At 57.1% G+C, this 15,059-nt stretch carries 14 protein-coding genes; 9 read left to right on the plus strand and 5 right to left on the minus strand.

The window, feature by feature from the left end:
• Positions 1-27: 27 nt before the first annotated feature.
• Positions 28-3,180, minus strand: coding sequence for a multidrug efflux RND transporter permease subunit OqxB (gene oqxB, locus INF73_RS01440; RefSeq protein WP_045261448.1), 3,153 nt, complete (start codon positions 3,178-3,180; stop codon positions 28-30).
• Positions 3,181-3,204: 24 nt separating this feature from the next.
• Entirely contained in the window at positions 3,205-4,380 is a 1,176-nt protein-coding gene (locus INF73_RS01445; RefSeq protein WP_193541285.1) for an efflux RND transporter periplasmic adaptor subunit, read from the minus strand.
• 333 nt (positions 4,381-4,713) lie between these two features.
• On the opposite strand from INF73_RS01445, the gene INF73_RS01450 reads away from it, so the two are divergent.
• Together INF73_RS01450 and INF73_RS01455 are read left to right on the plus strand one after the other, a co-directional pair.
• The gene (locus tag INF73_RS01450; RefSeq protein WP_028012990.1) at positions 4,714-5,067 is read left to right on the plus strand and encodes a helix-turn-helix domain-containing protein; all 354 of its coding nucleotides are present in this window, start codon (positions 4,714-4,716) and stop codon (positions 5,065-5,067) included.
• A 69-nt stretch (positions 5,068-5,136) separates the two neighbouring features.
• On the plus strand, positions 5,137-5,427 hold the full coding sequence (locus INF73_RS01455) for a YebG family protein (RefSeq protein ID WP_028012989.1): 291 nt from the start codon (positions 5,137-5,139) through the stop codon (positions 5,425-5,427).
• 64 nt (positions 5,428-5,491) lie between these two features.
• Here INF73_RS01455 and catA read toward each other — a convergent pair whose 3' ends face one another.
• The gene (catA, locus tag INF73_RS01460) at positions 5,492-6,157 is read right to left on the minus strand and encodes a type A chloramphenicol O-acetyltransferase (protein ID WP_193541287.1); all 666 of its coding nucleotides are present in this window, start codon (positions 6,155-6,157) and stop codon (positions 5,492-5,494) included.
• Positions 6,158-6,407: 250 nt separating this feature from the next.
• Between catA and INF73_RS01465 the strand changes: the two genes are divergently transcribed.
• From INF73_RS01465 to clcB, 7 genes are all read left to right on the plus strand, one after another.
• Positions 6,408-7,031 carry a glutathione S-transferase family protein gene (locus INF73_RS01465; protein ID WP_028012987.1) on the plus strand — a complete coding sequence of 208 codons (624 nt, stop codon included), beginning with the start codon at positions 6,408-6,410 and terminating at the stop codon, positions 7,029-7,031.
• Positions 7,032-7,186: 155 nt separating this feature from the next.
• The gene (locus INF73_RS01470; RefSeq protein WP_041912015.1) at positions 7,187-7,924 is read left to right on the plus strand and encodes a YoaK family protein; all 738 of its coding nucleotides are present in this window, start codon (positions 7,187-7,189) and stop codon (positions 7,922-7,924) included.
• Positions 7,925-8,201: 277 nt separating this feature from the next.
• The gene (osmY, locus tag INF73_RS01475; protein WP_045261451.1) at positions 8,202-8,912 is read left to right on the plus strand and encodes an osmoprotectant ABC transporter permease OsmY; all 711 of its coding nucleotides are present in this window, start codon (positions 8,202-8,204) and stop codon (positions 8,910-8,912) included.
• An 18-nt stretch (positions 8,913-8,930) separates the two neighbouring features.
• The gene (gene osmX / locus INF73_RS01480; RefSeq protein WP_041910236.1) at positions 8,931-9,830 is read left to right on the plus strand and encodes an osmoprotectant ABC transporter substrate-binding protein OsmX; all 900 of its coding nucleotides are present in this window, start codon (positions 8,931-8,933) and stop codon (positions 9,828-9,830) included.
• Positions 9,831-9,838: 8 nt separating this feature from the next.
• Positions 9,839-10,486 carry an osmoprotectant ABC transporter permease OsmW gene (gene osmW, locus INF73_RS01485; protein ID WP_028012983.1) on the plus strand — a complete coding sequence of 216 codons (648 nt, stop codon included), beginning with the start codon at positions 9,839-9,841 and terminating at the stop codon, positions 10,484-10,486.
• A complete protein-coding gene (gene osmV / locus INF73_RS01490; RefSeq protein ID WP_193541289.1) occupies positions 10,486-11,634 on the plus strand; it encodes an osmoprotectant ABC transporter ATP-binding protein OsmV in 1,149 nt (382 codons plus the stop codon). The genes osmW and osmV overlap by 1 nt, the downstream gene beginning before the upstream one ends.
• A gap of 102 nt (positions 11,635-11,736) precedes the next feature.
• Positions 11,737-13,047: a voltage-gated ClC-type chloride channel ClcB gene (clcB, locus tag INF73_RS01495; protein WP_193541291.1), complete on the plus strand. Its 1,311-nt coding sequence runs from the start codon at positions 11,737-11,739 to the stop codon at positions 13,045-13,047.
• Here clcB and bioD read toward each other — a convergent pair.
• Both bioD and mlc read right to left on the minus strand, forming a co-directional pair.
• A complete protein-coding gene (gene bioD / locus INF73_RS01500) occupies positions 12,982-13,677 on the minus strand; it encodes a dethiobiotin synthase (protein ID WP_028012980.1) in 696 nt (231 codons plus the stop codon). The genes clcB and bioD overlap by 66 nt on opposite strands.
• 130 nt (positions 13,678-13,807) lie before the next feature.
• Complete coding sequence (gene mlc / locus INF73_RS01505) at positions 13,808-15,028, minus strand: sugar metabolism global transcriptional regulator Mlc (RefSeq protein WP_041910244.1); 1,221 nt, start codon at positions 15,026-15,028, stop codon at positions 13,808-13,810.
• Positions 15,029-15,059: the final 31 nt, after the last annotated feature.

Raw genomic sequence — 15,059 nt, forward strand, 5'->3', positions numbered from 1 at the left:
TGCGGTTTTTTGTTATCTGCGATATCCCTACGCAGGCAGAACCTCTCTTTCCTCTTTGCCGCGCGTCACGAACTTACGCAGCGTCACGTAAAAGACCGGCGTCAGGAACAGACCAAACAGCGTCACGCCCAGCATCCCGGAGAAGACCGTAATCCCGGTGACGCCGCGCACTTCTGCGCCCGCGCCGTGACCGAGGATCAGCGGAATGGTCCCGGCGATAAAGGCGATGGATGTCATCACAATCGGACGTAAACGCAGGCGGCACGCTTCCAGCGCTGCTTCCATGATGCCTTTCCCCTGAATTTCCAGCTCGCGGGCAAACTCCACGATAAGAATCGCGTTTTTACAGGCCAGCCCCATCAGCACCACCAGCCCCACCTGCACGAAGACGTTGTTATCGCCCCCGGTCAGCCAGACGCCAAACAGCGCGGAAAGCATGGTCATCGGAACGATGAGGATCACCGCCAGCGGCAGCGTCCAGCTTTCATACAGCGCCGCCAGCACCAGGAACGCCAGCAGTACCGCGACCGGGAAGACGATCAGCGCCGTATTGCCCTGCGTGGCCTGCTGGAAGCTTAGATCCGTCCATTCAATGTTCATTCCGTTCGGCAGGATCTGCTTAGACATCGCGTCCAGCTGCGTCATCGCCTGCGCGGACGAGAGCACGCGCGGGTCGGCATCGCCAATCAGATCCGCCGCCGGGTAGCCATTGTAGCGGATAACCGGATCCGGTCCGTAGGTGGTCGTGATTTTCACCATACTGCCAATCGGCACCATTTCGCCCTGGCTATTCCGTGTGCGTAAATTCGCAATATCTTCCACGCTGTCGCGGAACTGCCCGTCTGCCTGCGCCATCACGCGCCAGGTGCGCCCGAACTGGTTGAAGTCGTTCACGTACGACGAGCCCAGATAGGTTTGCAGCGTACCGAACAGATCGGTCAGCGACACGCCCTGCGCTTTCGCCTTATCGCGGTCAACCTGCACGTCGAGCTGCGGAACGTTAGCCTGATAGGTTGAGATCGGGAAGTGCATTCCCGGCGTCTGCATAATCGCACCGGACATGGTGTTCACCGCGTTTTGCAGCGCGCCATAGCCCAGACCCGCGCGATCCTGAATATACAGCGAGTAGCCAGACCCCTGACCCAGCCCCAGAATCGGCGGCGGCAGAATGGAGAAACCAAAGCCCTGCTGGATTTGCGCGATTTTCGCGTTGATCTCCGCGTTAATTTCCGCCGCAGAGTGCTTGCGCTGGTCAAACGGCTTCAGGCCAAAAAACACCGTCCCGGTATTCGGCGTGTTGGTAAACTGCAGCGCGTTCAGCCCCGGGAAAGCCACCGCGTAGTCCACGCCTTCGGTATTCATGCCGATTTCGCTCATTTTGCGGATCACCGCGTCGGTGCGCGCCAGCGACGAGCCTTCCGGCATCTTCACGCCGCCAATCAGGTAGAGCTTATCCTGTGTCGGAATAAACCCGCCGGGTACCGCTTTAAACATGACGCCCGCGGCACACAGCAGCAGCAGATACACCACAAACACCGCGCCGCGTCGACCAAGCGTTTTGCCCACCAGCCCCTGATAGCCGTTAGAGCTACGATGGAAAAAGCGGTTAAACGGACGGAAAATCCAGCCGAACAGGCGATCGATAAGCCGGGTCGGGAAGTCTTTCGGCGCGCCGTGCGGTTTTAACAACAGCGCGGCCAGCGCCGGAGAGAGCGTTAGCGAGTTGATGGCGGAGATCACCGTGGAAATCGCTATCGTCACCGCAAACTGCTTGTAGAACTGACCGGTTACGCCGGAGAGGAACGCCATCGGCACGAACACCGCGCACAGCACCAGCGCAATTGCGATAATGGGCCCGGAAACTTCACGCATCGCCTGATGCGCCGCCGCAAGCGGCGCAAGCCCCTCTTCAATGTTTCGCTCGACGTTTTCCACCACCACGATGGCATCGTCCACCACGATACCAATCGCCAGCACCAGCCCGAATAAACTCAGGGTGTTAAGCGAAAAGCCCAGCAGATAGAGAATGCTGAACGTCCCCACCACCGACACCGGCACCGCGATCAGCGGAATGATCGACGCGCGCCAGGTTTGCAGGAACAGGATCACCACCAGTACAACCAGCACCACCGCTTCCAGCAGGGTTTGCACCACCGCACGGATGGAGTCGCGTACGAAAACCGTCGGATCGTAAGGTGCCGCCCACTTCATATCTTCCGGGAAACGGGTGGACAGCTCGTCCATTTTGGCGCGCACCGCGTTAGACAAATCGATGGCGTTCGCCCCCGGTGACTGGAAGATACCAATCCCGACCGCGTCTTTATTGTTAAGCTGGGAACGCAGCGCATAGCTGCCGGAACCCATTTCAATCCGCGCCACGTCACGCAGGCGGACGACCGAACCGTCCTCCGACGTTTTCAGGACAATGTTGCCAAACTCTTCTTCGGTATGCAGACGACCCTGGGCGTTAATGGAGATCAGGAAATCGCTCTCTTTCGGCAGCGGCTCGGCGCCAAGCTGGCCCGCGGAGACCTGCACGTTCTGCTCCTGCATTGCCGTGACCACGTCCGAGGCGGTCAGCCCGCGGGCCGCGACCTTGTTCGGATCCAGCCAGATGCGCATCGCGTATTCACCGGAGCCGAAAATCTGAATCTGGCCGACGCCGGGCAGACGCGCCAGCTCGTCCTTCACCTTCAGCGTGGCGTAGTTGCGCATGTACAGTGAATCGTACTTGCCGTTAGGCGAGAACAGATGCACCACCAGCGTCAGCGTTGGCGACTGCTTCTGCGTCGTGATGCCCAGGCGCCGCACGTCTTCCGGCAGACGCGCCTCGGCCTGCGCTACGCGGTTTTGCACCTGCACCTGCGCCTGATCCGGATCGGTACCCGGACGGAACGTGACGGTAGTAACCAGCACGCCGTCCGAGCCGGCAACGGATTTCATGTACATCATGTTCTCAACGCCGTTGATCGCCTCTTCCAGCGGCGTCGCCACGGTCTCGGCAATCACTTTCGGGTTGGCGCCCGGATACTCCGCGCGCACCTGCACGCTTGGCGGTACGACGTCAGGATATTCACTCACCGGCAGAAGCGGGATGGCGATTAATCCTGTGATAAAAATCAGAATCGACAGTACGGCAGCGAAAATCGGCCTGTCGATGAAAAAGCGGGAAAAGTCCATGGGAAGGATTCTCAGGTCAAGTGATCAGTTGAGGGCGTTGCTGGTGGTCATGGCGACGGTTTTCGCGTTCACCGGCATACCCGGCATGAACACTTTCTGTAGACCGTCAACGATGACCTTATCGCCAGGTTTCAGCCCCTGCTGCACGATGCGTAAACCGTCGGCCAGACGCCCCGGCGTAATATCGCGACGCTGCGCTTTACCCTCTTTATCCACGATATAGACATACTTGCGATCCTGATCGGTCAGTACCGCTTTGTCGTCAATAAGCATGGCCTGGAATTCCGCGCTGCCCGGCAGGCGCACGCGGGCAAAGAGTCCCGGCGTGAACTGACGCTGCGCGTTATCCAGCAGCGCGCGCATGCGGATCGTACCGGTACTCGGCGTGAGCTGATTATCAAGGAAATCCACTTTACCCTGATGGGGGTAGCCCTCCTCGCCGGCAAGGCCGATCTCAACCGGTAGCGCCGTATGGTGGCTGGACGCCCCCTGCCCGTTGCGGGCGAGATTTTGATAGTGAAGATAGGTTGCCTCATCCACGTCAAAGTAGACGTAAACCGTCTTCTGCGAGACCAGGGTAGTGAGCACGCTGGCGCTGTCGCCCGCGGAGACCAGATTGCCGCTGGTGATTAACGCCCGGCTGGCGCGGCCATCAATAGGAGCCGTCACTTTGGTGAAGTCGAGATTCAGCTGCGCGGCGTCTACCGCAGCCTGGGCCGCGCGAATATCGGCCTGTGCCTGAATGGCGGCCGAACGGCGCTGCTCCCACTCTTCACGGGATACCAGGTTGGTATTGATGAGTTTATCGGTACGGTTAGCCTCGCTTCGCGCCAGGCTGGCCTGCGTTTTGGCTCTCTCCAGCGTCGCCTGCGCCTGCTCCAGCGCGGCGCGATAGGTTCGGTCATCAATCGTGAACAGCACCTCGCCCTTTTTCACCTCCTGGCCGTCGGTGAAATTCACTTTGTCGATGTAGCCAGAGACACGGGGACGAAGCTGCACGCTTTCCACGGCTTCAATCCGTCCGTTAAAGCTATCCCACTGGCTAATGGATTTCACAACCACGTCTGCAGCATTAACGGCGGGCGCGGGCGGCGCGGCGTTTTGCGCGACGCTGTCATCACATCCGACGAGCAGCACGGAGAGCAGCATCGCTCCCAGCGCATTCAGATGATAGTTTCCCCAGGTTTTTTGCAGGCTCATTATTTTTATTCCGGTAATTGTAGCCGCCGGGCAAGACGCAGCGGGAGGTGCCGCGCCACTTCCTTTGTCCGGGCTGGCTTAAGGCCATTTGTGTCGTTCATCGCCACAAAACTGTAACAGTTTCGAATACACTATCGCGGCGATTGTAGGAATGCGCCTAACTAAGTGCAAGAATAATTGTTGCACTTTATGTGCTATTTGAGGCGGCAATAAAAGGCCCGTTTCGGGCAAGGATTTAAATGCAACAATAAAACTTGCAATTATCGTGAAACCAGGCCACCTTAAAATGCAACAGACAAAGATACCTTTCTATCGCTGCGTGGGGGAAACCTGATGAACACTGGCGCATTTATGCATGATTTACTCGACTGGATTGATAACAACCTCGACAGTCGCCTGGACATTGAGACCGTCTCCAGGCGCTCCGGCTACTCGAAATGGCACCTCCAGCGCCTGTTTAAAGAGCATACGGGCTATCCCCTCGCCGGCTATATTCGCGCGCAAAAGCTGCAAAAATCGGTTGAGCGCTTAGCCCACAGCGATGAGCCCATCCTGAACGTGGCAATCGCGCTCGGGTTTGACTCTCAGCAGTCGTTCAACCGCAGCTTTAAGCGCCAATTCGGTCAGGCACCTGGCGCATGGCGACGCAGTATTGGCGGCCGTGAAACGCAGCCGATGCACCAGTAGCTCACTTTTTACTGCAACATCATCCCGAAGCTGTTATACTGTATATAAATACAGTATGAGAGGTGCGTGATGGCTGTTGAAATAAAATATGTTGTCGTAAGAAAAGGTGAAGAGAAAATGACATTTGCCAGTAAGAAAGAGGCTGACGCTCACGACAAGCTGCTCGATATGGCAGACGCGTTCACCGACTGGCTGTTGCAAAGCGGAATGCAGATGGATGAAACGCAGGCTGAAAATCTTGGTCTGTATCTCGCCGAGCAGAAAGAGACCGTGCAGCATATTCTGCGCACCAGCAAGCTCCCTGCTCTCGATGCCCCTGCGGCTGACAGTAAAAAAATCAGAGCGGTAAAAGCTGCCTGATTGCCACATCGTCACCGAGCCTGACGCCGCAAGCAGCATGCTGCTTGCGGCTTTTTTATTAACGTCACGTGCCGGATTGCGGCAAGGCATCAATCATCTCTTGTAGTTCATTGTACAGTCTTGCCACATGGAAACCATCGCACACGGAATGATGAACCTGAACGGCAAGGGGCAATAATACTTTGCCATCTTGTTCATAGTATTTCCCAAGCGTAAACATAGGGGCAAAAAAGTTCTTCATGTGCGCAACGTTGACGTTAAAGCTGGTAAAACTCACCCAGGGAATACCCGATATGAAAAAGATATTTTCCCGGGATTCGTCCTTAGGCCAATAAGAAAGATTATTACCGTAGCGCGCAATGTCTTCAGCGTAGGTCTTCTGGAAGTGCTGAATACTGCCATCATAATGGCTCCATAATGATGAAAAGGTCTCTGTTTCATTATGGAAAATGGTATAATTTGGATGAACTTCGTTCCATATAATAAGCTCATTGTCTTTCATGGCCATACGGAACTCCGGATGACTGTTGACGATTTTCGAAATGAGAAAAATAATAGTCGGGTAAAATTTCCAGCCGACCGCTTTGATATGTTTTAACAGCGCAGTAATATCGATTAAAACCGTCTGGTTAAACGTCGACTGAGCGAACCCCTGAAAAATCTCAAAATGTTCCTTCCTTGCCCAACGAGATAAGTCAACGGACGTATATTCAGGGGTTATTTTTTCCATTTCTAAGCCTTTAATGAGCAAGCATATCTCTGAGGTTAGCCTAAATTTTTTCCAGGCATTAAGCAAGCAGGCGCCTCTGGAGAAAACGGCGCGGAATCACCGCCATTACGCACCCTGAAGACGTAACGTTTCCGCTTAAAACGCGCTGACCTGCCCGTACAGCGCACTCCTCACTCAATATTATCCCTCCCTCTTCGCACAAAGGGTGTATTGTTTTAAATGATTAATCCCCCTGAAGAGAAGCGGCGTCATGATTAACATCCTCGGTAAAACCACCTCCATCAACGTTCGTAAAGTGCTCTGGACCTGTGAAGAAGCGGGCATCCCTTACCTGCAGGAAGACTACGGCAGCGGTTTTGCCTCAACAGAAACGGATGACTTCCGCGCGCTGAACCCCAACGCCATGGTGCCGGTGCTGATGGATGACGATTTCGTGCTGTGGGAGTCCAACGCCATCTGCCGCTATCTGGTGCGCAAGGCCGGACGTCACGATCTGCTGCCTGCAGAGCCGCAGGCCTGCGCCAACGTTGAGCGCTGGATGGACTGGCAGGCAACTGAATTCAATAACGCCTGGCGCTATGTCTTCCCGGCGCTGGGACGAAAAAACCCGGACTTTAACGACCCTGCGCGCATTGCGGCGGGAATAAAAGAGTGGAACCACTGCATCACCATTCTGGAAAACCAACTGCAGCGCACCGGGGCCTTTGCGGCGGGAGAGACGTTTACCCTTGCGGACGTGGTGCTTGGGCTGTCGGTGAATCGCTGGAAGATGACGCCGTTTGACAAGCCCGACGTGCCGGCGATTGAGGCCTGGTATGAGCGCCTCAACCAGCGCCCGGCGTTTTTGCGTCACGGCAATAACGGCATGATATAAATTATTTACGCCCACACCTTGAGTAAGGATATTTTATTTAATTACTAAACCCTGATTGGCGTCAGAGGGAATAATAATTAAGCCATATCCTGGACAGCCCGTTGCACCGCTTTGCTAGCCTGACTATTCAGGCAAAGCTCAACCCGGAGGTATTCTTGCTGATTAGACTCAAGAAAGAACGAACGCATAAGGAGGATCGTCGGCTTGCCCTCTGGCTGGCGACCTCGGCAGGTTTGCTTAACGCCATCGCCCTTGGGGCATTTGGCTTTTTCCCCTCTCACATGACCGGCAATACCTCACAATTATCCAGCGAAGTTTCCTCCACCGATCTGAGCGATATGATTTTCTTTGGCTCGATTATTCTCTCTTTTGTCACCGGCGCCATCCTTGCTCGTCTTATTGTACTCTGGGGCATTATCCACAATATCAGGCTGGTTTTTTGCCAAATCCTTTTCGTCGAGGGGGTACTATTGACCGGCATCTCTCTCTACGAGATGTATTTCCACGCCCTCACGAGCAACCGCGAGATTATTATTTTTCTGTGCGGCCTGATGGGCATTCATAATTCAACCTCCACGCAGCTCTCCGGAGGGCGGGTGAGATCGACGCACATTACCGGCACGCTAACGGATGCAGGCATATCACTGGCCTCCGTGCTGGTGGCGATGCTTCGCAGGGATTACTCGAAGGATACCGCGGCACAAAAAAGTCAGTTGAAGACCCACTTAACCACCATTTTCTCGTTTATGAGCGGAGGGATTGCTGGTCTGCTGCTGTTCAGATGGATTGGGTTTAACGCCATGCTGGCGCTTGGGCTGCTGCTCGCGATTGTTGCCATTTTTTCTATCATTAGCATCTCGGTTCGCGTTCGCCGGGTTCGTGCCTCTATCTAAATAACGAACGACTCTCGGCGTAAGGGCGCCCTTTAATATGTGACACTGTCACTATTGAAAATTCGCTTTAGGACTATTCTGCCCGGCACGCAACCAGCCCTTACGCCATAAGGCTTTAATAAAGGTTGTCACTAATTTCATAGGGTTACTGATTTCCCCCCTTCGCTGGAACCCTTCCCAAACGCTTGCTATAGGTCAATTACCCCTGCCGAAACATGGCATAACAACAGGCAACCATTGGTTGCTATAACGCATGCGCACAGGGAGACACACCGCAATGCACCCATTACTCAAACGCTCGCTGCTGTTTGTCGGCGCCATTCTCGTGGTCCTCGCCCTCCTCGTCTGGGGAATCGGGCTTGAGACAATCAAGGCGCGCCAGGTTGACCTGGTCTACCTAGGGCAACAGCACATGATTCTGGTTTTCTCGTCGATGTTTTTTGCCCTGCTGGTGGGCATTCCGGCCGGTATTTTGCTGAGCCGTCCGGCCGCGCGGGGCGTCGCCGAATACGTGATGCAAATCTTTAATGTCGGCAACACCCTGCCGCCGCTGGCCGTGCTGGCGCTGGCGATGGTGGTGATTGGTATCGGCGATACGCCCGCCATCATCGCCCTGTTCCTCGCCTCGCTGCTGCCGATTGTGCGCAATACCTACGCCGGGCTGTGCTCGGTCCCGTCGTCGCTGCTGGAAGCGGCAAACGGGATTGGGATGACCAAATGGCAGCGCCTGCGCCAGGTTGAGCTGCCCAACGCCTGGCCGGTTATGCTCTCGGGGATCCGCATCGCCACCGCCATTAACGTCGGTACCGCGCCGCTGGCGTTCCTGATTGGCGCCAGCAGCTACGGCGAGCTGATTTTCCCGGGCATTTACCTGAACGATTTCCCGACCCTGATCCTCGGCGCGGCGGCCACCGCCCTGTTCGCCCTGATCCTCGACACCCTGCTGGCGGCGCTGGGTCGCGTGATGAGTCCCCATCTCGCTCGATAACAATAACAAGGAGCTTTTATGAGACTGATATCCAGCCTGGCGGCGCTGTGTGCCGCGGCGCTGTTCACCGGCCAGGCGATGGCAGCCCCGCTGATTCTGGCGACCAAGAGCTTTACCGAGCAGCACATTCTCTCGGCGATGACCGTACAGTACCTGCAAAAGAAAGGTTTTCAGGTTCAGCCAAAAACCAATATCGCCACGGTGATCTCCCGCAACGCGATGATCAACAAGCAGATTGATATGACCTGGGAGTACACCGGCACGTCGCTGATCATCTTCAACCACATCAACAAGCGCATGTCACCGCAGGAGTCCTGGGAGACGGTGAAGCGCCTGGATGCGAAGCACGGTCTGGTGTGGCTCAAACCCGCCGACATGAACAACACCTACGCTTTCGCCATGCAGCGCAAGCGCGCCGAGGCGGAGCATATCAACACCATGTCGGAGATGGTGGCGAAAATTGAACAGGTTCGCAAAACCAACCCGGACAAAAACTGGCTGCTGGGCTTAGACCTTGAATTTGCCGGGCGCAGCGACGGCATGAAGCCACTGCAGGAGGCCTATAAGATGGATCTGGACCGTCCGCAAATCCGCCAGATGGACCCGGGTCTGGTCTATAACGCCGTGCGCGACGGCTTCGTCGACGCCGGGCTGGTTTATACCACCGACGGGCGCGTGAAGGGCTTTGATCTCAAAGTGCTGGAAGATGATAAAGGCTTCTTCCCGAGCTACGCGGTCACCCCGGTGGTGCGCAAGGACACCCTGGAGGCCAATCCCGGTCTGGAAGAGGCGCTCAATACCCTCTCGGCCCAGCTCAACAACGACGTTATCACCGAGCTGAACAAGAAGGTGGATATTGACCATCAGTCACCGCAGCAGGTCGCCCGCGATTTCCTGCGTAGCAAACAGCTGCTGTAGGAGGCGCTATGGATACCGTTCACTACATTCTGGACAACTGGGACTATCTGTTAACCCTGACGCTGCAGCATCTGTGGCTGGTGGCGCTGGCCGTGGGCTTAGCGATTATCATCGGCGTCCCGTTGGGCATTTTGATTGTGCGCCACAAGTGGCTGGCGACGCCGGTGCTGGGGATTGCCACCATCGTGTTGACCATCCCGTCCATTGCCCTGTTTGGCCTGATGATCCCGCTGTTTTCGCTGATCGGTCAGGGGATTGGCGCCCTGCCCGCAATCACGGCGGTGTTTCTCTACTCGCTGCTGCCGATCGTGCGTAACACCCACACGGCGCTCGACAGCCTGCCGCCGGGCCTGCGCGAAGCCGGACGCGGCATCGGCATGACGTTCTGGCAGCGTCTGCGCTGGGTGGAAATTCCGATGGCGCTGCCGGTGATTTTCGGCGGGATCCGCACCGCCGTGGTGATGAACATCGGCGTGATGGCGATTGCCGCCGTGATTGGCGCGGGCGGACTTGGCCTGCTGCTGCTTAACGGCATCGGCGGAAGCGATATTCGTATGTTGATTGCGGGCGCGCTGATGATCTGTCTTTTAGCGATTGTGCTCGATTGGCTGCTGCACCGTCTGCAGGTGGTTCTGACTCCAAAGGGGATTCGATAATGATAAAACTGGAAAACCTCACCAAACAATTTTCACAGAAGCACGGCCAGACCTTTAAGGCCGTCGATAACGTCAACCTGAACGTGCCCGAAGGGGAAATGTGCGTCCTGCTCGGCCCATCCGGCTGCGGGAAAACCACCACCCTGAAGATGATTAACCGTCTCATCACCCCAAGCAGCGGAAACATCCTGATTAACGGCGAGGCCACCAACGGGATGGACACCGTGACCCTGCGCCGCAACATCGGCTACGTGATCCAGCAGATTGGCCTGTTTCCGAACATGACCATTGAAGAGAACATCACCGTCGTGCCGCGCATGCTGGGCTGGGATAAAGCGCGCTGCAAAGCTCGCGCCGAAGAGCTGATGGATATGGTGGCAATGGATCCGCACAAGTTTCTCCACCGCTATCCGCGCGAGATGTCCGGCGGCCAGCAGCAGCGTATTGGCGTTATTCGCGCCCTGGCGGCGGATCCTCCGGTACTGCTGATGGATGAACCGTTCGGCGCGGTGGACCCGATCAACCGTGAGGTGATCCAGAACCAGTTCCTGGAGATGCAGCGCAAGCTGAAAAAAACCGTCATGCTGGTCAGCCACGATATCGACGAAGCCCTTAAGCTCGGCGACCGCATTGCGGTATTCCGTCAGGGAAAAATCGTCCAGTGTGCCAGCCCGGATGAACTGCTGGCGAAACCGGCGAACGAGTTTGTTGGCTCGTTTGTCGGTCAGGACCGCACGCTGAAGCGCCTGCTGCTGGTCTCGGCCGGCGACGTCACCGACCAGCAGCCGACCATTACGGTACGGGGTTCGACTCCGCTCCCGGAAGCCTTTGCAACCATGGATGATAACGATATTCGCGCAATTACCGTGGTTGACGAGCACGGCAAGCCGCTGGGCTTTGTGAAGCGTCGCGAAGCGCGTAACGCCAGCGGGACCTGCGCCGACATCCTGCATCCGTTCCGCATGACCGGCAAAGCCGAAGACAACCTGCGCGTGGTGCTGTCACGCCTGTATGAGAGCAACACCAGCTGGATGCCGATCGTGGATGAGGACGGGCGCTACAACGGCGAGATTTCGCAGGATTATATTGCCGAATACTTGAGCTCAGGACGTACGCGCCGGGCGCTGAATATTCATAGCGACAGTTAATTTTTCCAGCCGGGCATCGCCCGGCTTTTTCGCACGCATACCTTTTGCTAACCCCACGATTTCCCGCCACAATATTGTATCGTCCCCGTTTACTCGCGACCCATGCAACGTCTTCATACGTACCCCGACATCCGCGCAATGTTTCGCCGACTCCTGATTGCCACCGTCACCGGCGTGCTGGCCGCGCTGGCCGTTTCGGTGTTCCGCCACAGCATGTACCTGCTGGAGTGGCTGCTTCTGAGCAACGACAGCGGCAGCCTGGTGAATGCCGCCGCGTCGCTCTCCCCCTGGAGGCGCGCGCTGACGCCCGCGTTGGGCGGGCTGGCTGCCGGGCTGTTGCTCTGGGGATGGCAGCGCCTGACCGCCCAGCGGCCTCATGCCCCCACCGATTATATGGAAGCGCTGGAGACCGGCGACGGTCAGTTTGATTACGGCGCGAGCCTCGTTAAATCTCTTGCTTCGCTGCTGGTCGTTGCCAGCGGAAGCGCCATCGGCCGCGAAGGGGCCATGATCCTGCTTGCCGCCCTCGCCGCCTCCTTTTTTGCCCGGCGCATTACGCCCAAAACGGAATGGAAGCTTTGGATCGCCTGTGGCGCCGCCGCCGGGATGGCCAGCGCCTACCATGCTCCGTTAGCGGGAAGCCTGTTCATTGCAGAGATTCTGTTTGGCACGCTGATGCTGGCCTCGCTCGGCCCCGTGGTGATTGCGGCGGTGGTGGCGCTTCTTACGACGCAACTCCTGGCACCGGGTGCCGGTACGCTCTACGAGGTCCATCTGAGCGGCATACTCACCGCGGCCGATTATGCCCTGCTGGTCGCGATGGGGCTGCTGGCAGGTCTCTGCGGACCGCTCCTGATGTGGCTGATGGCGTTCAGCCACGGGCTGTTCCTGCGCCTCAGGCTTTCACCGCCGTGGCAGCTGGCGCTCGGCGGCTTGATTGTCGGGTTGCTGTCTCTTTTGACGCCGAAGGTTTGGGGGAACGGCTACAGCGTGGTTCAGGCTTTTCTGCTCGCCCCGCCGCTGCTGTCGGTGATTGCCGGCGTGTTCATCTGTAAATTGCTGGCAGTGCTGGCAAGCAGCGGTTCGGGTGCGCCGGGCGGGGTATTTACGCCTACCCTGTTTGTCGGTATGGCTACGGGGATGCTGTTCGCGCAGCTTTTTGCGCTGTGGCTGCCGGGTTCTGAGACGGCCATGTTGCTGGGGCTGGCCGGGATGGCAACGCTGCTCGCTGCGACCACGCATGCACCCATTATGTCGGCGCTGATGGTCTGTGAAATGACCGGGCAGTATTTTTTACTGCCCGGTTTACTGGTCGCCTGCGTGATAGCGTCCGTACTGTCGCGGACGTTACGCCACGACTCGGTCTACGGTCAACACGCCACCGAGGGCAGAGAGATCGATGTACTGCGCTAGCTCGCGCTGCTCGGCGCGAGGCAGATAAGGCAGCTCGCCCACCAGCGGGCCAGGCAGTTTGGTGCTCAGTACGTCGATGATCTCCGCGTAGTGCGCGAGGCCTGGATTAATACGGTTTGCCACCCAGCCAGCCAGCGGCAGGCCGTCATTGGCAATCGCCTGCGCCGTCAGCAGCGCGTGGTTGATACACCCTTCCTGGATCCCCACTACCATCACTACCGGCAGTTGCTCCTGCACGACCCATTCAGACAGCGGGCGTAAATCATTCATCAGGCTGCGCCAGCCGCCCGTTCCTTCGACGACTACGTGATCGACCTGCTCACTCAGGTTCGCCAGCCCGTCGGATAACAGGGAATAATTGATCGGGCCGCTGTGCGCCACGCTGCTTTCATCTTCGCTTAACGCAATAGGATTGACCGCGTGGTAAGGCAGTTCCAGCGACGAGACGCTTTGCAGCACCAGGGCGTCTTTATTTCGCAATCCCTCTGGCGTCTCTTTACTCCCTTTTGCGACCGGTTTGTACCCAGCGACGCGTTTACCGCTTGCTGTCAGAGCCTGCAGCAATGCGCGGGATACAACGGTCTTGCCGACAGAGGTATCTGTACCAGTAACAAAGAAACGCTTAAGCATGACTCACTCCACCTCTTGGGTATGCTTCGAAAATATCAACCAGGTAAATAATTCAGTGGAGGAAGTCTACGGGATGCGTGCGCTACCCGGCTTGAGATAGCGCAATTTTTCTTACATCTGCGGAAAAGAGTTAACCCTGTAACAGGCGGATAAGCAGCGAGCCGTTGTACATGGCATCTTTGACTAGCGCCGCGCCGGCCATTGTGCCCTGGTTGGAAAACTGGGTACTTTCTACCGCAATATTTCTGCTGTAGGCGGGAAGCGACTGCTGCTGAATACAGGCCGTAATCGCCGGAAAAAGGATCTCCGCCGCCTGGCTGAGCGGTGAGCCGATCAGGATTTTTTGCGGATTGAAGAGGTTCACCATAATCGCCAGAATGCGGCCTACGTTATTACCCACCCCGGTAATAATGTCCTTCGCCAGCAGATCCCCCTGACGCGCGGCGGCGCAGAGGGAATCCACCGTTAAGGGTTGGCCGTGAAGCGAGGAGCTCATGGACTGACTGAGCCTCACCTGCGCCAGTTCGAGCACGCTTTCCACGCTGGCGATCGTCTCCAGACAGCCATGGTTCCCGCAGTAGCAGCGTTTACCGTACGGGTCGACCTGGGTATGACCAATTTCCACCAGGCTGCTGCTCCCGGCGTGGAGAAGCCGTCCGTCGGTGATCACCCCCGCCCCGACGTTATGGTCAATGACCACCTGAATGACATCCCGCGCACCGCGCGACGCGCCAAACAGCGCTTCCGCCATCGTCCAGGCGCTAATGTCGTGCTGAATATAGACCGGCACGCCGGTATGGTTTTCCAGCACTTCGCCCAGCGGCATCTCTTTAACATCGTCGTAAAACGGCATGCGGTGAACAATACCATTTTCGGTATCAATAATGCCGGGCATGGTGATGGCAATCGCCGTTAAGCGTTCAAGCCGCTGCTGATGGCGAATAAAGAAGCGATCGATATGGGAGACAATCGCATCGAGAAGCGGTTCCTCGGCGTTGAGCGGCAGCTCAAGCCGGTCTTCCACCACCAGCTTGCTGCTGAGATCGCGCAGCGCAAGGAAGATCTCTCCGCGGCTGATGCGCAGCGAGAGGTAGTGCCAGGCTTCCGTCTCGACCACCAGGCCGACCGCCGGACGACCACGGCTGCCCGGCTCCTGAATTTCCGTCTCCTGTACCAGGTGCGCTTCCAGCATTTCGCGGACAATTTTGGTGATACTGGCAGGTGCCAGCTGTGCCAGGCGCGACAGATCGATACGCGAAACCGGACCAAGCTGATCAATCAGGCGATACACCGCGCCAGCGTTGGTCTGCTTAATCTGATCAATATGCCCTGGCTGACTATCAGCAACCACCTCGTACTCCCTTATTTTCGAGCTTCGAAAT

Origin of the sequence: Enterobacter cloacae complex sp. P6RS, assembly GCF_014982245.1 — a bacterium.
GTDB classification, from domain to species: domain Bacteria; phylum Pseudomonadota; class Gammaproteobacteria; order Enterobacterales; family Enterobacteriaceae; genus Enterobacter; species Enterobacter bugandensis.

Bases quoted from the DNA above. Each gene is read 5' to 3' on its own strand.
- oqxB (WP_045261448.1), bottom strand. From the start codon at position 3,180: ATGGACTTTTCCCGCTTTTTCATCGACAGGCCGATTTTCGCTGCCGTA.
- INF73_RS01445 (WP_193541285.1), bottom strand. From the start codon at position 4,380: ATGAGCCTGCAAAAAACCTGGGGAAACTATCATCTGAATGCGCTGGGA.
- INF73_RS01450 (WP_028012990.1), top strand. From the start codon at position 4,714: ATGAACACTGGCGCATTTATGCATGATTTACTCGACTGGATTGATAAC.
- INF73_RS01455 (WP_028012989.1), top strand. From the start codon at position 5,137: ATGGCTGTTGAAATAAAATATGTTGTCGTAAGAAAAGGTGAAGAGAAA.
- catA (WP_193541287.1), bottom strand. From the start codon at position 6,157: ATGGAAAAAATAACCCCTGAATATACGTCCGTTGACTTATCTCGTTGG.
- INF73_RS01465 (WP_028012987.1), top strand. From the start codon at position 6,408: ATGATTAACATCCTCGGTAAAACCACCTCCATCAACGTTCGTAAAGTG.
- osmY (WP_045261451.1), top strand. From the start codon at position 8,202: ATGCACCCATTACTCAAACGCTCGCTGCTGTTTGTCGGCGCCATTCTC.
- osmX (WP_041910236.1), top strand. From the start codon at position 8,931: ATGAGACTGATATCCAGCCTGGCGGCGCTGTGTGCCGCGGCGCTGTTC.
- osmW (WP_028012983.1), top strand. From the start codon at position 9,839: ATGGATACCGTTCACTACATTCTGGACAACTGGGACTATCTGTTAACC.
- osmV (WP_193541289.1), top strand. From the start codon at position 10,486: ATGATAAAACTGGAAAACCTCACCAAACAATTTTCACAGAAGCACGGC.
- clcB (WP_193541291.1), top strand. From the start codon at position 11,737: ATGCAACGTCTTCATACGTACCCCGACATCCGCGCAATGTTTCGCCGA.
- bioD (WP_028012980.1), bottom strand. From the start codon at position 13,677: ATGCTTAAGCGTTTCTTTGTTACTGGTACAGATACCTCTGTCGGCAAG.